Origin of the sequence: Candidatus Methylacidithermus pantelleriae (assembly GCF_905250085.1) — a bacterium.
GTDB lineage: Bacteria > Verrucomicrobiota > Verrucomicrobiia > Methylacidiphilales > Methylacidiphilaceae > Methylacidithermus > Methylacidithermus pantelleriae.
In genome coordinates this window covers 25287-46739 of record NZ_CAJNOB010000008.1, presented here as the reverse complement: position 1 = coordinate 46739, position 21453 = coordinate 25287, and the positions used below count along the sequence as shown (strand labels likewise).

Genomic DNA, 21453 nt, shown 5'->3' with positions numbered 1-21453 from the left:
CGGTCACACGATGGCAATGGTCTCCTATGTGGATCTTGTCTGTTTTACAGTACGCATGCACGAAACACCCCGAACGACAACCCTACGGGGAATCGAGAATCTTTTCCGGAGTGGTGCTCGGGAGGTTGTTCTTTTGGCCAATGGATTTCGCCCGCTGGATCTTGACCGCTACACGGGTTATTCCGGAGCCTATTACTATGGCTATAGGGGATATCGGCGCAACACGACAACGGTAGAACAGTTCCCAAAAGCCGGAACTCCTGGGAAGGACGGTATACACGATGGCATTGTAAGGACGGCGAAAACGTTCTCGTGGGGCGAACTCGGTCGTTATCTTGAGGCGTGCTACCGGTCTCTCCTTGGGCGTAAATGAAAAAACCCCAAGAGCCCGTTCGCTACTGAGGCAAACTAATTGGCTGGTTCCGTGGAGAGATTCTAGCAGCACCCAGGATGCGGGAGAACGGGCAAGAAGCCTGGCAGAGGAATTTTGGGTATCTCCTTTTGAGACCCTGGAGGATTTCTTCCCTCTTTGCGCTCGCGTTCTACTTCTTCGGGCCGCTTCAGCGGGCTAGCCCTTTGGATCTAAGCACGACCACTGAGGCCGTCCCAGGGCTAGGTTCTACGGAAGGACCACTACCAATAACCAGAGAATCTTCCGAGTTTCAGAAAGCACAAAGTCTCCTGCGAGTCGATTGGCTTAACCTGGATTGCGACCTTCAAGTTGATACCTACTATGACAGTAACATCTTTGGCCGATTTCGCGACCTGGTAGGCGATTTTGTAACGAGGGTAAACGGGGGCTTTCTTCTTGGTCTAGGAGATACCAGGGAAAAAAAACGAACCTACTTGTCTTTACTGGCCGCTCCAGGGGGAGTTCTCTACTGGGATCACGGAGACCTCGATTACTTCAACCGTTCGGTCCTGTTAAATGGAGCATGGATTACAGAAAAATTGCGATTCGAACTCTCTGGAGGCTATCAGAAATATCTCCTAGGGGTTCAGGATTTGTCTACCTTTGCCGTAGCACCGCTTCCGGTCGTTGCTCTTCCAGAAGTTTTAAGGCTTGTGACCACGCACGCCGAGTACATGCCCATCATGGTCCGTACCACTTATGATATCACTCCACGAATTCGACTGGATTGGGATGGTGCGTACGAGATCTATAATTTTGATTCGGGGATTCCTGACGTTAAAAAAGAAAGAATCGGAGGCGGGGTTCTCTACCAGGCCTTTGCCAAAACTCAGATCGGCATATACGGTCGAGCAGGAGTGCTTCATCAGGTGGCCAACCCACAACAAGATTGGCAAACCGTGGGTGGGAGAATCGTCTACCAATATGGGCCAAAGACTTCCCTAACTGCAGGTGGTGGAGTTGCTTTTTTGGCGACGACTGGCGGGGTGCAAAAGACCATTGGTGTGTTTAGCCTTGGGTGCCGCTATGTCCCAACCGAAAAGATCCTGCTAGACTTTCGGGGTTACCGAGACTTTGATCCCTCGCTTCTTTTTGGTTCGCAAGATTTTATCGTAACCGGCGGTGAAATCCGGTTAGGCTGGAAACTGTCAGAGCGATGGATGGCAAGCGTCTATGGGATCGCACAGGAACTGTCCTACTTTACCACGAACCGGAGTCTTCCTCTGCTAACTGCTCAAGCTCGCGTATTTGGAGCGTGGCCTGAACTCGCCTACAGTTTCGAAGATCGGTACAAATTGCGCGTCTTTATCCGGTGGTCACAATTTGAAATTCCTGCGGTTGTGGAAGACTGGCAAGGGGGAGTATCGGTGGAGGTTTTTTTTTAAAACGGCGCCATCGGGATTGGTTCCGAGTGGGTTACTTTTTGGGGTTGGTGAGTGCGCGGGAGGCGGGATCGTCGTTATCGGAGGAGGCTAAGCGTGGTTGGCCTGGATGGGATGTGGAGTAAAGCAGGTCTCAAATGGGTGGAATGGCAGGAAGGTTTTTGTCAGTAAATAGCTGCACGAAGTCCAACCGAGTGCCGGCTGGGAGCGGGACGGTCAAGAGCTTGCACGGGACCTTCTTAAGTAGTGGGATCGGGCTTGGAGTCGAATGGGTTAGTGCCTTTTTGTTCCTGGCGAAGAGCGAGTAGACGGGTAGTAGCTACTCTTGCGGGGTGTTTCTACGCATCTTTCTCTTGTCGATATGGCGTGTGACGCGCCAGAGGCGACTCGGATTGGATGAAGTTGAGGTTGGCTCGTGGGCAGCTGGAAACGAGCCTGACGAGTGGAGTGAGGATGTGAGGGCTTTGGACGTGAGCGGTGGTGAGTGGCCGGTAGCTAGGGCAAGTCTTCGTGTTGTGGGATGGCCATGAAAGAATGGCTTGCCCTGGGAGGTTCGAGGAGGAAGGAATGGGTGTCGTGGGGAGGCCTTATACGAAGATGGGAGCACAAGGGTCTTATCTTACTACGCTATGTGTGAAAAAAGGGCGTGATCGTCTCAACTGGGGTTGGGAGTCTTATCGCAGGTTCCTAACGCGCCTCTTGTTGTTGTATGGGTGGACATGGATGAGATAGATGTGTGGAGCGTGGAATGGCTGCGCGAGGGTGGCTGCAAGCTGAAAAGGTATCTGAGGGAGGATCACTTGTGTGTTGATTGGGAACTGGCTGCAAAGGGTCAAGGCAATGAGTGGCGTGGTTGTAGATAGGAGTCAAGATGGGAACGACCCTATGGCCGATGATCCTGCATGCGGAGGAGCTTCTTTGGACATATGTGGAAGAGCGGCTGGAAAAGGGTATCATGGAGGATGGGAGGAGTGGGATTGGAGGAAAGGGATCGCCTCGAAGGGCGTGAATGAGAATGTGTGAGTTGGAGCTTTGAGGTGAGAGGGGTGTTATAAGGTACCTACGGGGAACGAGGGGAGGTGGACTGGGACGGTCTTATGGAATGGCGAGCGGGTCTGGATAGGTAAAACCGCGTGGCAAAGAGATGGGGTTTTTGTTTATGGGAACGGTGGAAAGCTGGGAACCGCCTTGGCGGTGGTGGGGAATGGGAGAGGCAAGGTGTGACGCGGTAGGGGATAACTGAGGATAAGTGTGCAATGCGTGGGCTCAATGTCAGTAGCGAGGAGGAGGGAGGAGCGTTCTGGGGGCATTGGCGAGACGCGCTCAGGCGCGCGGGTGGGATATCGGGAAGGTGGGTTTAGCGGTAGCTTCTCGGGTGGGTCGCGTAGGAAGGAAGAAAAGCGCGTGGCTTCTGGGAGAGACAGCAACAATAGTGTGGCGTTCGGTTGGGGGATCGTCAGGGACGAAGTCGCTTTGTTTCGTAAGGACCAGTCTTGGAAGGTCCTCTCCTGTCAGGTTGACTTTTCCTTCCGGTGCCGAGCGCGGGGCGTGGCTCATGGCGAGTTTTTCTAAAAGCATCGGGTTCATACGATATGCCCTGAGTCGAACGCAGGGCGTATGTGGCTCTTCTGATTTGTGTTGGGAGGTACTGCTCGGGTCTTCTTTTTTTCGGTGCGATTGCGAAGCCCTATTGGGCGCAGTTCGTTGTGTTGAGTCTAGCAAAAAGATCTTATGGGGGGGTAAGTCGATCGAATAGCTGGGCACGCCTTGCTAGTTCCTTTATCCTCCGATTGGCGAGAAGGAGACGGAGGATGTATCGAGTAGCACCTCGAGCAAGGGTCTATTCGAGCGTAGTTCAGCTGCCGTGTACGTTGGATCGATTGGGATTGTGATCCGCCTGCATGTGATGTCGTCAATGGGTCGGCTGGTGGGGGTAGGTTGACGATGGGAATTTCCTGGCCAGACAATCCTTGAGCCCGCGTGGAAAGGTGTTCTCGTCGGTCTCACGCGATACAGGGAAAAGGTGTTTGAACTTGGTACCCAATCTCAACCTTGGGAAACCGGAGCTGGTATCCGGGTCAGGTTTTACCACGCCTGGGGCCGCGGACCGATTGGGGCTGGCCTTAATTCTTTTTCTGGGTTTTCGGCGGTGATCGATCATATCCTCCCCCTGGTATTTCTGGTGGTTCCCAATACGGAGACGCTTCCTCGAGCGACTGGGACAAGGTACCCCGGGGATCTTACACACATTGGTGGTTGCTTCCCAGGGTCTGCTTGGAGATTCCATTGCCCTTGTGGCCCAGCGCGGCACTTACATGCGATGCGGAGCCGTGGCTTCTATGTCTTGCGGTAAAACCCTTAAGCAAATCTCTAAACCGGAAGGGCAGCGTGGTTAGATCCTTGGAAGATCAAAGCGATCACCAGTTGCGCTTGCACCGCTTGGCTATTTCGGAGCTACGTGGTTGGGAAGCAAAAGACAAAACAGTCCAGCTTCACCAGGTGTTTCAGAGGCGCTGGTTTTTTTGCATGACCAAGCCCGGGGTCGGGAGAATGCCTCGGACAGGACACGATTCCATAAAAGAGAAGTAAGGTCAAGCTCATGCCAGCTCGGTGCATTCGGATCGCTCATCTTGTGTCTCATCCAATCCAGTATTTTGCGCCCGTATATAAGGAGATTGCTAACAGGAGGGAGGTCGAGCTTAGAGTATACTTTTATTCGGACGCTTCCGTAACCTCTTGCTTCGATCCCGGGTTTTGCCGCAAAGTGAAATGGGACATTCCCCTTCTAAACGGATACGCCTATCGCTTTTCGAAGTATGGGTATGGGAAGCCTCCACCGGACCCCTTTTTTGAGTTTCCAAGGTGGGATGTCATTCGGGAATTGCAGGAAACTTCCTTTGATGTCGTGTGGATTCACGGATACACGTATGTAACACACCTACTCGCAGGCTTATTGGCTTGGGGCCGGAAGAGGCCAGTGCTACTTCGAATGGACTCCAACCTGGTGGACCCAAGACCGCCGTTGGTGGGATGGCTGAAGGAGAGAGTTTTGCCGGTGTTCTTCAGGCGGTGTTGGGGTCTTTACGTGGGGCAGCTGAATAAAAAGTATTTTCTCCACTATGGGGTAAACAAAGAGAGATTATTCGCAGCTCCCCACTGTGTGGATAACGAGTTTTTTCGTGAACAAGATCAAGCGCTTGGCAAGAGTAAGAAGCGTTGGAAGCAGGAGTTTGGGATTACCGATGGTTTGCCTGTAATCTTGTTTTGTGGAAAGTTGGTTCCCAAGAAAGACCCTTTGGGCTTATTGGAAGCATACGCAAAGATAAAGGAGAAAGCATGGTTGCTATTGGTGGGTGACGGGCCATTGCGGAGGGCGGTGACGGAGTACGTGCGCCAGAACGGCTTAAAGCGTGTCGTAATGGTCGGCTTTCTGAATCAAAAGGAGATAGGCAAGGCGTATTGCATCGGGGATGTATTGGTATTGCCTTCTCGGTGGGGAGAAACGTGGGGACTCGTGGTGAATGAGGCGATGAACTTTGGTTTGCCAATCATTGTTACGGAGAGAGTCGGATGTGCACCGGATCTAGTCTTGGAAGGGGAGAACGGATTTGTAGTTCCAGCGGGAGACCCGGTGTTTCTGGCCAAGGCGATCGACAGGGTATTGGGAGATCCGGCGCTGAGGGCGCGGATGGGAGAAGTGAGTCGGGAGATTGTGAATCGGTACACTCCCAGAGTTTGTGCCGATGGCATTATCAAGGCGTGTCTTGCGGCAGTGGGGCGAAAAGAAAAGGTTGCGGGGGAGGTGTGAGGGATTGGAGAGGGCAGAAGGTAATTGGGAGGATGGTTGAAAGGGTGTTCGAGGGTAGACTGGTGATGGTTGCCGGCTAGCGTCATGGGGCGGAGAGGGTTATTGCTTCTCAAGATCCGGGTGCGTGGGATCGGTAGCGGTCGTTGGTCCAAGGGTCTCCCGCGGAATCCGACCGAATAGATCGTGCTCGGTTTCAAAAGTGGACCCGGGGCACTTGGTGGGTGGTTGCTCGGAAAAGAAGATATGTGCTTCTGGGTTTGACGTGGGGCCCACGAAAGTGGAAAAGGCCACGACTTGAGCGCTCTTGTATGGAGTTAGGTAAGCTCGATTGTAAGGATGGGACCAAAACATGGAGCACAGGAGGATCGTTGAGGAAAATGGGTCCTCATTCTCTGTTTTGGCATCCTCGAGCTATTCTCAATGATCGTTTTCTTTTCCGAATTATGACCACGGACGTTGCTTCCGCGGTTGGTGCTTTTCTTAGCACACCGCTTTTCGGTGGTCAGGCGATCGAGCCTGAAGTCGATGGTGGATTCGGTAAGAAGGCGGCCGCGGGATGCAAACGGAGGGGTTACAGCACCGGTGTACTTTGGGGACCCGTATCTAGAACAGGGTTGAACCCAGATGGCTTGATCGCCGGTTTATCGCCAGAGGCGAAAGGCCCATCGGTTCGTTTCGTACCTCGCTGATTCGTCCGTCAACCATACCATTTGGCCTAGGGGCTCCAAGCTATCGAAGCGGTGTTATTGGTGGATTTTCCTGGTTGTATATAAGGCGACATGTGCGATGCGTAGGGAAAGTGTTTCCCTTGTTCGGATCGCCGGAGCGAACGCCTATAACCGTTCCGGAAGAGCGGTAAGTCACCGGATGGAAAACCCTCGATCGGGAAAAAGGCCCTCTTTGGTTCGCCCGGTTTGTTGAGACCGAAAAATGGTCTAGGTTACCGTATCCTATTCTCTGCTCGGAAAATGTGTAATGATACGAATCTGAGAAGCCTATCGGGTAGAAAGCCTGTTTCACTGGTAAAGAAAAAGTCTAGGCTCGTACAGTGAGTCGGAGCGATGAAAACAGTTGGAATCTTTCCGATGTCTAGAGCAGGTGAGGATGGAAGCCGGTACATGGCAAGTGCTTCTGCAGATCGGTTCGTGCGACCTCGGGTGGAAGTGGGTACGAGGTCCGAGTGTGAGCGCCCTCGGATAAATAAGAAGAGAACGGTTGTTCTCATTGGTAACTACGAGGGTGAAAAGGGAAGTATGGATCGGTTTCGGAGGATTTTGGAGGGAGGACTGTCATGGGAAGAGAGCGATTGGGAAATAATCACAATTCGGCCAAGGAAAATCATTGGTGCTATCAATGATAGGGGAAAGGTGGGGAAGTGGCTATCCTATGTGGATAAATATCTTTTGTTTCCTTTGGCGTTGAAAAGGATATTGAAGAGGATCGGAAGAAGGCCAGAGGAAACCATTTGTCATATCTGTGATCACTCGAATGCGGTGTATTACTGGATTCTGAGGAGACGGCCGGTGGTCGTGACGGTGCATGATCTTATTGCGGTGAAAAGCGCGATGGGGTTCTTTGATGGGAAAAGGGTTGGATGGAAGGGGCGGCTTTTACAGAGGGTGATTGCCAGCGGGTTGAGGCGGTGCGAGTTTCGGGCGTGCGTGTCGGAGTCAACAGCGTTGGACTTGGAGGAGGTTTGTGGGCAATCGGCGAGGCTGCGGAGTCGGGTGATACCTTTGTGCGTGGACCCTGCGGTTTGGGAAGTAGCGGAAGAGACGAGAGCAGGGAGAGATGACACAGAACGCTGGCGAAGGGAAATAGGGGGAAGGTATATCGTGCATGTAGGAGCGAACGTTTGGTACAAGGGACGGGATCGGTGTCTAGATATCTACCAGGCGTTGAGGGGGCTTGTCCCAGATCCTCCACTACTTGTGTTTGCAGGAGAGAGAGCGGGGGAGGTTTACGGTTTTCGGCATCCGGTGTTCCGTGACGGATGGGCGCGGGATGTGGGATGGCTTTCCGATAGAGATCTGTGTCTTTTGTATCACGAGGCTGAGCTGCTGCTCTTTCCTTCGCTCTATGAAGGATTTGGATGGCCTATTCTAGAGGCGCAGGCATGCGGTTGTCGGGTGGTTACCACGGATCGGCCTCCGATGACAGAGATTGGAGGGGAGGCAGCGGTATACATTAATCCGGATGATGTGAAGGGAAGTGCCCGGAAGGTGGTTGCCCTGCTGAATGAAGACGAAACGAGCAAGCGAAAACGGATCCTGGCTGGCCTGGCCAATGCAAGGCGTTTTTCGGTATCACGAATGGTGGCTGAATACCTGGGCGTGTACGAGGAGCTTTGGATGTCAATGAGAGAGAAAAACACCGTCGGGGGTAGGAAAGTAGAAAACGTGGAAAACATGTGCGCAAAGGCTATGCTTTGGCTTCTTCGAAAGAAGACGGCTTGGGAGAGGCTTCGAGAGCTGGCTCACGAATACAGCTGTGCAGGTCATGGCGATAGCACGGATGGAATGATGGGATCAAGCAGGTGAATCGAGGGAAAGCGATGCATGGCTGGGTGCCGATCGGCGAAGACCTAGGAAGCTGGCGAGTGGGTGCTCTCGGGGACCTGGGGGCTGCCCTAAGGAAGCTCCGGTTGAATCTGGTGCCGTCCCAAAGGCCAAAAAGGGCGAATTGGTTTGGAACGGACGGGCGGAGGAATTCGTCCTGGCGATCGATCGGCCATTGGCTGAGGATCGAATGGGTTACTGGGTATAGGGAAGACGCCATAAATCAATTCCACCAAGAAGTGGGATGTGCCTCAGAAGAGTGGGTTGTAACCGCTCGGCGAAGTACGTGTGCAACCGGAAGCTGGTCCACGGAGATTTGTGATTCATAACCACGGCGACAGCTCGAGTTTTCATCGCATGATATGGCCTTTAGATGCACCGGGGGAGCTCCTAAAGATGGGGAGCCATGCTGCGCGTCGGCATCTTGCTCGATGGGATCATGAGCCAAAGAGTTGGAAACGCCTGGGCCAATTACGTGGCGTAGTTCGAACACAAGGAAATGAATCGACAGCATGTATCGTTTTGCAAGGGACCTCCTGGGCCGTGAAGTCTGACGAAAAACCACCCGTGGAGGTCCTCTCGACGACAAATCGGACGGACAAGAGTGATTCCGGGGTTCAAGTTCATAGGAGGCACCCCTCATGGCGTGTATAGGCACCGGAAGGATGTTCGATCGAGTAAAAAACCCTCCCTGAGATTCCCCGGGGTTCTCGGAGGCGGCTGGTGCGGATCGCTAGGGTGGAGGGTTCTGGAGCCTGCAAAGGTAATGCACATCTTCGAAAGTGCTCTCAAACCTAAAGGCTAGCATTCCGTGACGTGTTTTGTTTGTGGCATTGGCTTTTCACGAAAGGACGCTTCTTAGGGGGCTATTCCTAATTAGAATGATTGGCTCGTCGAGAGCCGGTGAAAAACAAAGAACAAAAAGATGAATCAAGTTGTCACACCAGACAGGGATCAGGTAACTGTTTATCTAGATGCGAATGACTTGGTGCCAGGAAATCGGGTTACGATTGTCGTCCAAGATGTCTATCCGTGGATTTTGTGGAACAGCAACCGAGTCGTGCGCTTTGATATCCGTAGCAGCATCGACGCGGGAACGGTTTTCCTTGATCTCTCAGGGTATTATCCCCAGGTAGATCCAGGTATAAAAACTTTTGTATTTTGTAACTATTTTCTGGGAACGACGATCGAAATTCTTATTCATCAAATCAACACTTCGAACGTGCCTAACGTTGCAGTCATTTCGTTTCTGAAACAGCGGCCGGCGGTGGGTCCAATCTTAGGGACGCTTTTATACACTCCTTTTAGCCTAACGGGGACGTCGGGTCGCAGCCAGACGAGGATCCATACGAATGGTCCAGGGACTCTTGCGCAAGGATACATTGTGCAATTGATGTTTACGGCGGCTTCAATAACAGGAGGCTCGATGAGCTCGTGGGATTTCACGGTTCGACATGCTGGTGAGGCACGGACGAATTTTGGGGGAGGCGATGGTTTGGAATGGCAGTATGTGGCCGATGTCTCCAATGGGACGGATTTTACTCTGAACAGCACGGTATGTACAATCTTCAACTGCTGGGGAGTACCGAGATTTTTCTCGAATACCACTGCCACGCTCCCCAACTCGATGAACAATCCGGTTGCGGTGTTTCCGGGGATGGACATGAATGGAAATGTTTTTGCGGGGAGAGTCACGAAATGGATTTCAGTGCCTGCGTTTCCGGACGAGGGAATCGATCTCTACGTGGGGGCCACGCCAGGGCCAGGCGTGACGGCTTTCACGTTGCAGGGTTTCGTCGGGTACACAGAGATCTTTTAACTTGAGTGGTTGTTTCGGAAAAAAAGGCAAAAAGCGGAGCGGAAGAAGAACGGAAGCGGTTTCCGAAAAAAGACTGCTTGAGACCTGGGACATGGCTCTTGTGTTAGAGGGAGGAGCCGTGGAGGGATCGAGAAGGATTTTTAGGCTAGAAGGCAGCAGCTGATCGGGCTGCGGGGTTGCCCGGAAGGGGGGTTTCGGGAGATGCGCGAATTTGAGGGCGCCCAGAGTGCTTTAGGCAACGACAGGGAGCGGGGCCGTCTGTAGACCTTCGTGAGGGTGAGCTGTAGGAGCGGAGAGAGAACTCTTGCGGTCAGAGCTAGTGACACCGAGTTTTTCGAAAAAGAGAACTGCCAGTGGTAGTAGTTGCGAATCTGTCACGTGAGGCTGGCCTTCTTATGGGGAGTTTGTTAGCAAAATGAGAGCAAGGAAAAGGTTGTTAGTGGGAGGTTGGGCATTAAAGGAACCTGTGTCCTGGATGATTCCGAGGTAACAGACCTACTGGGGCTGCGGCACGGGCTCTTGTCGGGAACAGAAAAAGGCCCTCATCGGCATGCTGAGAGAGATGGTGAGTTGAGGTTTCCAAGGATTCTTTCTGTTATTGGGTCACTGGACCCCTCGGGAGGAGGCCCTCCGGAGGCGTGCGTGGCCATGGCACGAGAGTTTCGCTCTCTCGGCGTGGACGCGGAGATCCTAACACTGGATCGCCCAGGGGCTGATTGGGGCACGGGGGCTGGGTTGACCGTTTATCAGCTTGGGCCTGCTCTAGGAAAGTATCGGTATACAGGGAATTTAGTGTCATGGGTAAGGGCAAAGGCACCAAACTATGACGCTGTTTTCATCCACGGTCTGTGGGGCTATTGGATGCTGGGTACTTGGCTAGGTCTGCGGAAGCGCGTTCCATATTTTGTCTATCCTCATGGCATGCTTGACCCTTGGTTTCGGAAGGCGTATCCGGCCAAACATTTGAAAAAATGGGTTTACTGGCATCTTTTCGAGGCGAGAATCCTTCGGGAAGCCTCCGGGGTGCTTTTTACGTGTGAAGAGGAGCGCAGACTGGGCCGCGAGTCTTTTGGATATAATGGTTGGAGGGATCTTGTGATTCCCTATGGCGTACCCGACCCTGGCCCAGCAAAAGCAGGCGACGCTGCAGCATTCGCTCAAAAATTTCCGAACCTCAAGGAGAAAAAAATTTGGTTATTTCTGGGTAGGATTCACCCAAAGAAGGGTTGCGATCTTTTGATCGAAGCTTTTTCCCAAGTTCGACATCTTGATCCCAATGTTTGGCTTCTTTTCGTTGGTCCCGATGAAGGAGGCTGGCGAAATTTCCTCGAACGTTTTGCCAAAGACAAGCGAGTTGGGGACAGAATCGTGTGGGCAGGACCGTTGTATGGAGAATGGAAGTGGCGGGCGATCCGTGCGAGTGAGCTTCTCGTTCTTCCTTCCCATCAAGAAAACTTTGGCCGCGTCGTAGCCGAGGCTCTTGCCTGCGGCGTGCCGGTACTCATCACAAAAAGCATCAACATTTGGAGAGAAATCGAAAGCGATGGCGCAGGGATGGTGTGCGACGACGAGTTGCGGTCTCTTACTGGTTCGCTGCAAGCGTGGATCCAAATTCCTCAGGTGAAACGAGTCCAATATGCGGAAAAGGCCAGGAGGTGCTTCGAAAATCGTTTCTGGATTAGGCGGGCAGCTGAGTTTCTCCTTGGAATCGTTCGCGGGCTTACGGGGAATGGGAAATCCAATGGTAAGACGTTGTGCCCAACAGTGGTTGTGAGAACGTGAGTGAAGCCGATTTGGTTAACTCCCACCGATGTTGGGATCCATACCTAGAAGCATACTACCCTTTCTGGCATCGGGCAACGCGTCTAGCTTGGGGTATCGTATACGCTTTGTTTTTTCAGACGTCGCCTCGGATATCACACGGTTGGCGGAGGTTCTTACTGCGCATTTTTGGGGCGAAGGTTGCGCCGAGCGCGAGGATTTATCCAAGGGCGAAAATTTGGGCGCCTTGGCGACTGATCTGTGAGGAGGTTTCGTGCATAGGAGACGAAGCCGTGATTTATAATGCAGATTGGGTGATTGTGAGAAGCCATGCCATCATTTCCGAGTACGCATACGTTTGCACTGCTTCGCATGATTATAATAGAAAAGATTTTCCGATTGTGACGGCTCCGGTCGAGCTGGGTGCCTACTCGTGGATTTGCGCCAAGGCATGCATTTTACCAGGAGTTAAGGTGGGAGAAGGAGCGGTGCTAGGTTTGGGATCCGTTGCTACGAAACACCTGGATCCCTGGACAGTGTATGTGGGTGTCCCTGCGCGTCCAGCTAAGAAGAGAGTTAGGGTTATCGCCTAGCGGGAGCGGCGAGAAGGAATGGAGAAAAGAAGTGTGCCAGTGACGGTGGTTGTGCCGTCCCGAAACGAGGCGGCGAACATCGAAAAATGCTTGCGGAGTCTCGAACCTGCGCAGCGGGTTCTTGTTGTTGACTCGCAAAGTACGGATGGAACCCCGGAGTTAGCTCAAAGACTGGGTGCCGAGGTGGTGACGTTTGTTTATCAAGGTGGATATCCAAAGAAGCGACAGTGGGTTCTCGATCACGGCGATATTAAGACCGATTGGGTTCTTCTGGTAGATGCGGACGAGATTGTGACTCATGAGCTATGGCTAGAAATCTCGTACCGCGTCCGGTACCCAGGGCGATACGTGGCGTTTGCTGCGAAAAAAGAATTTCACTTCTTAGGAAAGCGTTTTCGGTTTGGTGGTTTTTCTTTTCAAGCGGTGGTTCTTTTTCGAAGAGGGAAGGCGCGATTCGAGAGGCTGCTTGAAGATGATCCGAGCGGGATGGATGTAGAGGTGCATGAGAGACTGGTGGTGGACGGGATGGTGGGGAGGCTTTTGGTCCCTTTGGTTCATGATGACTGGAAGGGATTGGACGCTTATGTAGAACGACATTTGCGGTACGCTGCATGGGAGGCCAAAGTAAGGCAACGATACCGGCAATCGGGCCAGTACGGACTGGAACGAATCAAGCCGAACGTTATGGGGAATTGCCAAGAGGTACGGAGGTTTTGGAAGCTTGTGGCGATTCGGCTTCCAGGAGAACCGCTTTGGTGGTTTGTCTACCACTATCTTTTTCGATTAGGGATCCTGGAGGGCAAGGCTGGGCTCCTTGCTTGCCTTTTGCGCGCCTTTTACATTTTGATTGTGCATGGGAAACTGTATGAGTGGTCGTTGGGTGGGAACGTACAGAGAGATAGAGTGGGAAAAGAGGAACTGAGCGTTGCGGCTGTCGAAGAGAAGATAGGATCGCGCTGAAGAAGATCGGTGTTTTAGAAAGACGGCATAAAAGAGATGACAGAAAGGAGTGAGTGCTACGAGAAGGGCGGAGAAAGAGAAAACGTGAAGGTCGCCGAAAAAGTAGCCAAAGCCAACCGGGAGGCCTATGAGAGGCTGGACCGTGAGAGGTATATTGTAGGCGCGTTTCACATTCGCCAAGAGGGTCCGAAGCGAGTATGGTTGGCGTTGTGGCAAAGGGTCCAAGCTCACCTGCCGGAAAAGAAAAGAAACGACTGGGAGTTATTGGATCTTGGTGCAGGTGAGGGTTCGATGACGCTTAGCTGGTTAGAAAGGGGCGCTCGGGTGACGGCTATTGACATAAGTCAACGGCGATTGGAACAACTTGGAGAAAGGTGCAAACGCTTTCAGGAAAGGTTAACACTGATCGAAGGAGACGCAAGCGAGTGGGTTGTGCGACTGAAGGAGCTCCAAAAGACGTATGATGTCGTAGCAGTCAGTGCTTTTCTACATCATGTTCCAGATTACCTTTTGCTCGTAGAGAGCTTCCTCGGTCTGGTAGGGAAGGGAGGGCAAGTCATAACCTTTGAGGACCCCTTGTGGCGTCCGAGGCTGGGTTGGACGAGTACGATAATGGACGACCTTCTCTACGCGATGTGGCGGGTCAGTCAGCCGGACCCGGTGGGGGGAGCGTTTCGGTGGTTGCGGCGGAAGTGTGGGATCTTTCGTGACACACCAGAGGATTGGGTAGAGTACCATGGAGTCCGGTGGGGGGTCGATGAGGAGAAGATTGTGACAATCTTAGAACGCAGCGGATTTGAGTGGGAGATGTACCGGTACTTTAGTACGCCAGGGAAATGGGAACAGCGTGTGGGAGAATCTCTGGGTTTAGTGAACCGCTTTGCCCTTTGGGCTCGCAGGACAAAGTCGGTCGAAGGGTTGTATAGCCAGGGGGAAGAACGCTTGCCGAAAAAGGTGTCTTCGGAAACGCCGCAGCGCGAACGTAAAAAGGGTCTTGGGTCTTTTCAATACTGAGAGACGTTGGAAGCCGGTCGGATGTTTTCTGTGAAACTGATCGAGGGATGATGGTGTCATAATCATTTATGCGCCCTGGTCGGGCGGGACCGACGCTTTTGGCAATGCTTTGCGCCGGTCAGTGGCGGAGGATGATGGGGTGCGTTGGGGCTTAGGTGGGGAGGGGCAGACTTTTCGGAAGTTTCGGGAAAACGTACTGGGGGCAGGGGACGCTTAAGGATCTACCCTGCGTCATATTGTTGGTATGCCACTTACTGGGGATCCAGGGGTGTTTCGAGCCACCGGGACGCGAAACCGATACTGTGGCATGGTGGTTTCTTTGCGAGAAGACTCATCTAGATCATGAAGACAATGTGACGGTTGAGGAGGGATATGTGGGAGGCGGATGGGAAGTCTTTTTTGGGAACTGAGGAAGTTGGCGTGGGAAATGGGGGTTTAGGAAGATAACACGGGAGTGTAGATGCGACTACAATGTACACCTATGCAAGCAAGAGAGGGGAATGGACCTACCCGATGAGTGAAGAGGCTTTTGGCGAAAGATCACAAGAAACTCTCATGAGAAAAGAACAGTGGCGGAAACGAAAAGGAGATGAAAGTGTTGTACGGTTACCTGAAGAGGGGTGGGTGTCGAGCGGACTTAGAGGAGAAGTAAAGAGGATGCGAAGTGGAAGTTAGATGGAAGGCCAAAGAAAAGACGAACGCAAAGGGATAGGAGAGAAGGAAAGAGAGTCCGAGAAGGTGGTGAGGGCAAAAGCCAGAGAGTGGTTCCGAGGAATAACCGGGACACGACGAAGGAGACACAACGATGGCATGCGCCTGAAGGATGTTTGTGAGCTGCCTTAGGCGGGGAAGAAAAACGGAAGTTTGGGAAGAAAGTTACAATGGTTTAGTGGACTGTGCTTGGACGAGCAAGTGGTTGCGTACGTTCGGCTTGGCTGGGTGTTTGTGCTGGGGAGTATAGAACACGCGGCAACCTCGCATCGAAGTGGTCCCCGGGCCGCTACGTCGGTTGGGCGCCAAAGCTGGTCGATAGCCGTCGTTCACGGATGGGGAGCCCATCGAGGTCGTGCAAAGGGGGACGACTTGGGGTTGGCTCTTCTATAAGGTGGGAACGCTTGGAACGGAGGCCAGGCTGGGGACTCGATCCCGAGGATTGCCGGTTTTGAGAGGCCAAGGGTGCGTTTGAGCTTGTTGGAGACGCTTTCTGGTACGGAAGCCCGACGGTCTCTACGTACGGCGTGAGCCAAACAGGCGAACGGGTCTTCGGTAGGGATGTATCCTGTCATAGGTTTTTCGAAGTTTCCGGATCAGGAAAGATTCCAAGATAGAGGACCCGTGCCAGTGTGCCTGTTTTGCGTACAGGGTCCAACGTTTGTGGAAACGCATTCCTAATGTTTACCCGCACCTTTTCCGTGTAGGTATTGCCAAGAAATGACCTTGTCCTAAGCGAAGGTGACAAGTTCACGGCTCATTCCCTCTATTGGTAGCAGTAGGCTCGACCAGCCTTTTCTTACCGTCTTTGATCCTTCTCTTCCTGCGTCTGCCCAGAACCGCCCGTCGAATTGGAACTACTCGTTGTGCCACGAGGCACGATGAGCGGTTGCAGTGGGTGAAGAACGATCGCAACCAAGGCGAGAAGGCGGGTGATTGGGAGGGGAGGCCCTGGGTTCGTATGGCAGATTAGGAGGCCGTCGCATGCGGGAGGTACTGGATAAGAGTCCCCCGGTTTGGGCCAGAACCATTGTGCGAGGGCTCCGTGGTCTTCAATTCAGGGGGAAGGTGCGCGTGCTAGACCGGCTGGTCGGGAGGCGTGGAATCGTTTGCGAAAGAATTTTTGGCTCATGGATAGAACTTGACCTTAGTGAGTTTGTGCAGCGGTGGATTTTCTATGGTGTCTACGGGATCGAAGAGTTGGGCTGGCTTAAGGCCATCTTACGACCTGGAGACACTTTTGTGGACGTGGGAGCGCACGTGGGATTTTTTTCGTTAGCTGCGGCTAAGACGGTGGGTCGCCAAGGCCGGGTCATTGCTATCGAACCTGCCCCTACGCTTTTTGAGAAACTGTCGAAGTGGGTGAGCAAAAATGATCTATCATGGATCCATCCGCTCCCAGTTGCCGTAGGTAGCAAGCGAGGCGAAGCTAGCTTGTTTTTAGATGATGATACCAATTACGCTCCAAGTTTTTTTCGTGGCGAAACGTTTGTTTCGAAAGTCCCGGTGCGGCCGCTGGACGACATCGCGGAGGAATGCGGGATTGAGGTTATCCACCTTTTAAAGCTGGATATTGAGGGAAGCGAGCAGCAAGCGTGGGAGGGAGCCCAGAGACTTATCCGTCAGAAGAGGATCAAAGCAGTCATCTGTGAGTTTAACGAAAGTTGTCTTGTAGCGGCTGGTACGAGTTCGAAGTATCTTTGGCATAAAATTGTTGAAAGTGGGTTTGCCGATGCAGAGTGGGGAGTGTCTGAACCACACTTTCCCGCGGGAAACTTTCTCCAGAACCGGCTTTTTTTTCAGGTAACCTAATTAGTGCGACACCCTTGGGAAGGAAGGTTTTCAAAGCGGGACCCGGGTTGTGCGCTTTTGTTACAAGATCCAGAAGTACACTGAGCCGCTGGTGGGAGCGTGGCTGGTGAAGATCGTTTTTCTTGGGATTAATTACTGGCCGGAGGAAACAGGAATTGCGCCCTATACGGTTGGAAAGTGCGAATATCTTGCGGCGAGAGGGCATGAAGTGTTCATAGTGACCGCCCCGCCCTACTATCCTTACTGGCGCATTCAACCTCCGTATAAAGCAGGAATATGTTATCGTGAATCGCGCAATGGAGTTACTATCCTCCGCGTGCCATTATATGTTCCGGGAGATCCGACAACGGTGAAACGAATCTTGCATGAAACTTCGTTTGGGATCATGGCGGCGCTTGGTATGTTGGGAGCCGGAAGGCCAGATCTTCTTTTTGTGATTTCCCCGCCGCTGATCCTGGCTATGCTAGCCAAAAGTCTGAGCAGGCTGTGGGGAGTGCCATATGTATTGCACGTGACGGATCTTCAGCCAGACACGGCAAAAGAACTGGGAATGCTCGGCTCAAGAAGGTTCGTAGAAGTTTTGGAGAGGATTGCATTGGCGTGCTACCGAGAAGCGGCGCTTGTGTCGAGTGTGAGTAAAGGGATGAAAGACCGGATTGCGAGGAAAGGGATTAGTGAGGAGCGGCTCGGAGTTTTTTCGGATTGGTTAGATCCGGAACTTCGTCGTTCGGTTTCTAGGGAAAGGGGACTCCAGGTTCGCAAGCAGGAAGGGTGGGGCGGGCGATTTGTTGTAATGCATGTGGGCAATATGGGTGTTAAGCAGGGCCTGGACGTCGTTTTAACGGCGGCGCAGCAAGATGAACAAATCGACCCGAGCCTTTGGGTTCTGGTGGGGGATGGAGCCGCTCGAAGAGCGCTGGAACGAAAAGCCCAAACGCTTGGCTTGACAAACGTGCGATTCTACCCCGTTTTGCCGCGAAGACGATTTTATGAGTTTTTATCAGCCGCTGATGTCTGTCTCATTTGCCAGCGCAGGGAGGTATTAGATTTCGTGTTTCCGTCCAAGACACGGGTGCTTATGGGTGCAGGGAAGCCGATTGTTGCGTCTGTCAATGATGAAAGTGAGGTGGCTCGTGTTCTAAGGGAATCGGGCGGCGGTTGGGTCGTGGAGCCGGAAAGGGGCGAAACGCTCGTCTCAAAGGTGAGGGAACTGAGGCAAAACGCAGCTATGGTCGAAGAGGCGGGAAAGAATGGTGCGCTCTATGCTTACGCCCACTGGGAGAAGGAGAAAATGTTAGAAGCATTTTGCGATACCATTGAACGACTGGGGAAACGGCGGAAGACTGGGAAGAGAGCTAGTAAAAAGGGAGGGCAATCATGAGACGGATCTTAGTGGCAGGCGCCGGTGGATTCATTGGACATCACTTAGTGAACTACTTAAAGGAAAGAGGGGAGTGGGTCCGGGGTGTAGATCTTAAACGACCGGAGTTCGAGCCGAGCAAAGCGGATGAATTTTGGATCAATGATCTGCGGGATGAGGCTGTGTGCAGGAAAGTTACCCAGGGTATTGAGGAAGTGTACCAGCTGGCGGCGGATATGGGAGGAATTGGGTACATTTCACGTTACCGAAGGGAGGTGGCGCGGAACAATGTTTTGATTAATGCTCACGTCTTGGAGGCGGCGTTCCACAATGGTGTGGAGAGGGTATTTTTTTCCTCTTCAGCATGTGTGTATCCGGCATACCGTCAGAGGGAGGAGGACATTCGGCCGTTGAAGGAGGAAGATGCCTATCCTGCTGAGCCGGAGGAAGGGTATGGTTGGGAAAAACTTTTCTCAGAAAAGCTTTATCAATATTATGGAGAAGAGACGGAGTTAAAAATACGTGTGGCAAGGTTTCATAATGTTTTTGGACCATTAGGTACTTACGAAGGGGGACGGGAAAAGGCTCCGGCTGCCTTGTGCCGGAAGGTTGCCATGGCGGAACCAAGGGGTGTTGTGGAAGTATGGGGGGATGGGAAACAAACCCGATCATTTCTTTATGTGGACGATTGTGTGGAGGGGATTGTTAGGATTATGCGGTCGCAATGGCAGGAGCCGATCAATCTCGGGAGCGACCGAATGGTTTGCATAGCGGAACTTGCGAAAATGGTTGCGGATATTTCCGGGAAGGAGGTCAAACTTGTGTTTGAGGCCGATAAACCTCAGGGGGTTCGGGGACGCAATAGCGATAATAGCCGTTTACGGGCAGTGCTAGGTTGGGAGCCAACTACGCGCTTGGAAGTGGGCTTAGAGAAAACGTATCGGTGGATTTACGCGGAGCTGTCGCGGAGGGGGTTGGCACGGTAGGAAGAATAGGGGAAGGTGCGACGGGTGATTTCATGAGAGGTGTGTATTATGGTGGGAAGTCGGTTGGGATCGTTTAAGATGGAGCGTGAGGGGAGGAGCGTTTCGTGTTTGCGGAAAAGGGGAATTGTGGTGTGAGGAATTCAAGAGTTACCTTGGGGTTGCTTTTCCTGACGATGGTAGCAGGTCCGTGTCTTTACAGTTCGACACGAGAACCGTGGAAAACGATCCTTGTTGTGTTGGGTGCAGGGACCTGCCTGGTTAGGGTAGCGGAGTATCTTTGGGCCGGAAGGCTTCCGAGGATTCCCTTTTTGCTTGGGGGGAGTGCTGGGTTTCTTCTTCTTCAGGGCTGGGCCATAGCCGCGAATCCGGAGGGGACGTACGTGCCGTACCTTCACGTGATTCTTCCAGTGGCCAAGGCTTGTCCTTGGGTCCCCGGGACGGCTGATGCGGGGATGTCGGTCGACACGATGCGATGGGTAACAGTTGTCATGGGACTGTCCGTTGTAAGTTGCGATTTGTTTCTACCGGATCAAGAGCGCGAACGGCTGGTTTTGTGGATGGCAGTTGTCGGGGGTGTTGTGAGTTTAGTGGGGATAGGGGGCAGGCTTTTTCGGGATCCGTTTCTTGTTTGGCTCTGGAGGAGAAACGAAATCGGAACCGAGTTTGGTTTTTTTCGTTATCACGGTGCAGCGGGGGCATTTCTGAACGTGGTTTGGCCCCCCTGCTTTGCCCAGCTTCTTCGTCACTTGGGAAAACCGGGCGGGTGGTTGGGTCGCGCCTTCTGGTCTTGCACCTGGCTAATCTTGGTTGTCGGACTTCTGGTAAATGCGTCGATGGGTTCGCTTGTCATTGCAGCAGTGCTTTGGATGGGATGGGGGCTCTACCCAATCATTGCCCGGCTTTGTCAGTGCCACGGAGAGCGGTTGATTCTTGGCCGTGGCTTTTCATGGATTGTTTACGGGGCTAGCCTTGGCCTTGTGCTTGGGATCGGTCTTTTGGTTTCCCCAGGAATCGGGGATTTAGCCTGGAAACGTCATCAGTCTCTTTGGGATCCCGGCCGAGTAGCAGCTTGGAGAGCCTGTCTTTTTCTTGTTCGCAAGGCGGGCCTTTGGGGATTTGGACCAGGAACATTTGAAGCTGTATTCGGGTTAATCAAATTCGGAAGGCTTGGTAGCCTGGCTGGCTTTCGTTGGGAAACAGCACATGAGGATTACCTTCAGACGATTATTGAATGGGGGTGGGTGGGGTTCATTGTTTGGGTTGTGTGGTACGCGGGCGGGCTTGTTGGCTGGGTGCATAGGTTCCTTCGGTCAGGCTCAAAAGTATGTTGGGGTATTATCCTCTCCCTCTTTGGGGTTTCGATCCATGCTTTTTTCGACTTTCCTTTTCAAATTCCTGCGATCCAATTGTATATTGCTCTTCTCTTGGGTGCTGGATGGAGCTTCTTCAAAGAAGGTAAATCTCATCATTATTTTGTAAGTAACGGGTCCTTTTCGGCCAGTGGTGTCTCTTGTTTAAGAGCGATTCATTCAAATAAGGAAAATACTTTGGGATAAAGAAAAGGTTCTTCGGACGGGCTGGGGTCACCCGAAGGCTTGGACGTCGAGTTTTGGCTCTATTCAAACGAAAAGCGAGGATCGTGGGAAGGCGTTAAGGGAAGAAGACGGTTTTCAGGGCTAAGATCGAAAGTCGCTTCCTCTTAAAAAATCGGTTGGAGAAGAACGGAAAGAGGCAAGAACGTATGCCGCTGTGAGTCAAAAGGACGGAGCTAGATTTGGTGCATGAGAGGTGATTGTGGGTAGTTTGACCGACTTCCTGAGAGAGCAAGTTAGCCTCAGGATCCAGGAGGCTTCTTAAGGGGAAATGGAGGAATTGTCTGGATCGGTAGACGCATCTTCGGAATGAGCGAGGTAGCGAGCGGTGGTCCGAAATGCGTGTCTCCCCAGTTCGGCATATTCCCTCAGGGAGAGGCGTTATGTCGTGGAAAAGTTCTACGCTGAGGAGCTGGCATCGGGGCTCGGTGGTTTTCGACCCTCCTTCGCCCCTGCGCACGTTGGGACGGCTCACCAGTTGGAGGCAGCCTTGCCTTGGGGTTTTGGTTAAGAGAAATGATCACTACAAGAGGCCCAGGGCCACGGCAGTGGGTACTGGGGCCGAAAGCGCAAGGGTTATCCTTCTCGGTACTCAAGCAAGCCCCAACGCGCCAATGGCAAAAGAAGTATGCGAGCTGGCGTCGTGGGGATCTATCCTATCAACATGGAGTGGTGAGCCAGTGGG

The 21453-nt window shown here is 52.7% G+C and carries 17 protein-coding genes; 16 read left to right on the top strand and 1 reads right to left on the bottom strand.

Going from position 1 to position 21453, the window contains the following annotated elements; translation table 11 throughout:
• The 6 genes from KK925_RS03490 to KK925_RS03465 form a co-directional block, all read left to right on the top strand.
• A partial coding sequence (locus KK925_RS03490; protein WP_214096257.1) for a hypothetical protein occupies positions 1-373 on the top strand: 373 nt, incomplete at its 5' end.
• Positions 374-450: 77 nt separating this feature from the next.
• A complete protein-coding gene (locus tag KK925_RS03485; protein WP_174583008.1) occupies positions 451-1797 on the top strand; it encodes a hypothetical protein in 1347 nt (448 codons plus the stop codon).
• Positions 1798-2665: 868 nt separating this feature from the next.
• Positions 2666-2803, top strand: coding sequence for a hypothetical protein (locus tag KK925_RS03480; RefSeq protein WP_174583007.1), 138 nt, complete (start codon positions 2666-2668; stop codon positions 2801-2803).
• Positions 2804-3413: 610 nt separating this feature from the next.
• Complete coding sequence (locus tag KK925_RS03475; RefSeq protein WP_214096256.1) at positions 3414-3686, top strand: hypothetical protein; 273 nt, start codon at positions 3414-3416, stop codon at positions 3684-3686.
• Positions 3687-4393: 707 nt separating this feature from the next.
• Entirely contained in the window at positions 4394-5602 is a 1209-nt protein-coding gene (locus KK925_RS03470) for a glycosyltransferase family 4 protein (RefSeq protein WP_174583006.1), read from the top strand.
• Between the two features lie 1253 nt (positions 5603-6855).
• Positions 6856-8142: a glycosyltransferase family 4 protein gene (locus KK925_RS03465; protein WP_174583005.1), complete on the top strand. Its 1287-nt coding sequence runs from the start codon at positions 6856-6858 to the stop codon at positions 8140-8142.
• Positions 8143-8355: 213 nt separating this feature from the next.
• Here the strand turns inward: KK925_RS03465 and KK925_RS03460 are convergent, their stop codons facing one another.
• Complete coding sequence (locus KK925_RS03460; protein WP_174583004.1) at positions 8356-8514, bottom strand: hypothetical protein; 159 nt, start codon at positions 8512-8514, stop codon at positions 8356-8358.
• A gap of 571 nt (positions 8515-9085) precedes the next feature.
• On the opposite strand from KK925_RS03460, the gene KK925_RS03455 reads away from it, so the two are divergent.
• The 10 genes from KK925_RS03455 to KK925_RS03410 all read left to right on the top strand — a co-directional run bounded on the left by KK925_RS03455 (position 9086) and on the right by KK925_RS03410 (position 20732).
• The gene (locus KK925_RS03455; protein ID WP_174583003.1) at positions 9086-9979 is read left to right on the top strand and encodes a hypothetical protein; all 894 of its coding nucleotides are present in this window, start codon (positions 9086-9088) and stop codon (positions 9977-9979) included.
• 570 nt (positions 9980-10549) lie between these two features.
• Complete coding sequence (locus tag KK925_RS03450) at positions 10550-11761, top strand: glycosyltransferase (RefSeq protein WP_174583002.1); 1212 nt, start codon at positions 10550-10552, stop codon at positions 11759-11761.
• A 272-nt stretch (positions 11762-12033) separates the two neighbouring features.
• Positions 12034-12333: an LbetaH domain-containing protein gene (locus KK925_RS03445; protein ID WP_214096255.1), complete on the top strand. Its 300-nt coding sequence runs from the start codon at positions 12034-12036 to the stop codon at positions 12331-12333.
• A gap of 18 nt (positions 12334-12351) precedes the next feature.
• On the top strand, positions 12352-13293 hold the full coding sequence (locus KK925_RS03440; protein ID WP_174583001.1) for a glycosyltransferase family 2 protein: 942 nt from the start codon (positions 12352-12354) through the stop codon (positions 13291-13293).
• Between the two features lie 36 nt (positions 13294-13329).
• Positions 13330-14307, top strand: coding sequence for a class I SAM-dependent methyltransferase (locus tag KK925_RS03435; protein WP_174583000.1), 978 nt, complete (start codon positions 13330-13332; stop codon positions 14305-14307).
• An 864-nt stretch (positions 14308-15171) separates the two neighbouring features.
• Positions 15172-15411, top strand: coding sequence for a hypothetical protein (locus KK925_RS03430; protein ID WP_174582999.1), 240 nt, complete (start codon positions 15172-15174; stop codon positions 15409-15411).
• 591 nt (positions 15412-16002) lie between these two features.
• Entirely contained in the window at positions 16003-16830 is an 828-nt protein-coding gene (locus KK925_RS03425; RefSeq protein ID WP_174582998.1) for an FkbM family methyltransferase, read from the top strand.
• A 49-nt stretch (positions 16831-16879) separates the two neighbouring features.
• Entirely contained in the window at positions 16880-18211 is a 1332-nt protein-coding gene (locus KK925_RS03420) for a WcaI family glycosyltransferase (RefSeq protein WP_174582997.1), read from the top strand.
• On the top strand, positions 18208-19176 hold the full coding sequence (locus KK925_RS03415) for an NAD-dependent epimerase/dehydratase family protein (protein WP_174582996.1): 969 nt from the start codon (positions 18208-18210) through the stop codon (positions 19174-19176). Before KK925_RS03420 ends, KK925_RS03415 begins: the two co-directional genes overlap by 4 nt.
• Before the next feature lie 131 nt (positions 19177-19307).
• Positions 19308-20732 carry an O-antigen ligase family protein gene (locus KK925_RS03410; RefSeq protein WP_214096254.1) on the top strand — a complete coding sequence of 475 codons (1425 nt, stop codon included), beginning with the start codon at positions 19308-19310 and terminating at the stop codon, positions 20730-20732.
• Positions 20733-21453: the final 721 nt, after the last annotated feature.